Genomic DNA, 1,693 nt, shown 5'->3' with positions numbered 1-1,693 from the left:
TGGTGCGTGGGGCATTGTCGCCGGTGGTTGCTGGCGTTAGAAGACCTGGCCGGAGTGCGCGGTGTGCTGTGAGGAGTGCCGAGCGCCCACGCTGACTTATGCGACCTCACACGGTTGGTGGGTCATCTGGCGTCGTTCGGGCTGCTGTGAAGGCGAAGGGCCGGGTGCCAAGCTAGCGTCGGCGTAACCCGCGAGGGTCCGCCATAGCGGTTACGGCATCTGATCCGGGCCCTTCGTCGTACCTTTCAGCCTGGCACTACCGGCCGCAGTTGTGAAGGGGCTGTCGTCGGTGGTGTTGTTCTCCCGTCGGGTCGAGGGGTGGTTTCCTTCGTCCGGGCGAGGATGCGCCGGTGCTCGTCGCTGTCCACGTCGTTCGTCCTCGCTGCGCTGCGGGCGCTGCACGTGGACGGCTCCTGCGTCTCCGGCGCCGACGGCCAGGACCGAGGAAATCCCAAACCGGTGTCAACTCCAGCGGGACGGGTCGTAACCGGCCTGATCGCGGACCAGCGCATAAGCGATCCGGGTGGCGCGATGCGCCAGCGCGCAGCCGATGATGCCGCCGTGCTTGCCGCGCGATTTCAGTTCGCCGGCATAGGCTTTGGCGGCAGGTTCGGTCAGCCACAGACCGATACCGAGGTCGATCAGGGCGCGGCGCAGCGCCACACTGCCCTCGCGGCTGATCTTTCCGTCCCGTCGTTTGCCGGCCGATTCGTATTGCATGGGTGAAAGTCCCGAGGCCCGGTAGATCTGCCGGGGTCCTGGCCACCGGTACGGATCACCCAGGGCGGCAGCATAATTGGACACCCGGACCACACCCCAGCCAGGGACCGAGGTCAACGTTGCGAACGGACTCAATGGGACCAACGTGGCCAGCTCGTCTTCGGCAGCAGCGATTTGGGTGTCCAGGTCGGCCAGCAGCCCCACGTCGGTGGCCAACACCCGCCGGGCCACCACGGCGTCGCGAGTCGGCAACGCGTCTCGAGCTGCGGTCACCAGACGCTCAGCCACCGGTCGGCGCAGCTGGATATCACGGACCGCGGCGAACCGGATCAGCCGGCTCACACCCAGTGCCGACAACCGGGCCGGGTCGGCGAACTCCGCGGCGACCAGCCGACCGATCTTGGTGCCCAATACATCGGGCAACGCCCGCGTCAACCCCGGAAACGCGCGGTCGAGTTGACCCAGCAGCTGATTCTTCGTCGCCGTGCGCGTAGACACCCGCCGCGATCGATGCGTCGCCCACGCCGCCAGCTCACCGATGAGCACCTCGCGGTCGGTGATCAAGCGGCCCCGCCCGGCCAACACCAGCTCGGTGATCGCCTCTAAGTCAATCGCATCGGTCTTAACGCGCCGCCGGCCCGCCACCCGGCGTTGCTCAGCCACGTGCGCAGGATTGAACTCCAAAACCTCCCACCCGGGCGGCCACCGATAGTCCAGTACCGGGCGGTGGTAATGCCCCGCCGCTTCGATACCCACTTTGACCTGCGCACACGGTCCGATCACCGCGCCTACCCGATGCACAACCCCGACCAGGCCCGAACGAGTCATCGCGAACTCGACCGGACCGAACACACGATGACGGGCGCTATCGGTCGCCGAGAGCACCGCCGAGGTCTTGCCGACATCGACGGCAACGACGATCGTGGACAACGTGACTGGGGCAAGATGCACAGACATAACAACACCTCCGGGG

The 1,693-nt window shown here is 66.8% G+C and carries 1 protein-coding gene; it reads right to left on the bottom strand.

Annotated elements, in window-relative coordinates; all coding sequences use genetic code 11:
- Positions 1-462: 462 nt before the first annotated feature.
- Positions 463-1,677 (bottom strand): IS110 family RNA-guided transposase, encoded by a 1,215-nt coding sequence (locus EET03_RS25480; RefSeq protein WP_075542783.1) that lies wholly within the window; start codon positions 1,675-1,677, stop codon positions 463-465.
- Positions 1,678-1,693 lie beyond the last annotated feature (16 nt).

The sequence above is a fragment of the Mycobacterium innocens genome (assembly GCF_900566055.1).
Classification (GTDB): Bacteria; Actinomycetota; Actinomycetes; order Mycobacteriales; family Mycobacteriaceae; genus Mycobacterium; species Mycobacterium innocens.
This window is presented reverse-complemented; position numbering and strand designations above follow the sequence as displayed.

Bases quoted from the DNA above. Each gene is read 5' to 3' on its own strand.
- EET03_RS25480 (WP_075542783.1), bottom strand. From the start codon at position 1,677: ATGTCTGTGCATCTTGCCCCAGTCACGTTGTCCACGATCGTCGTTGCC.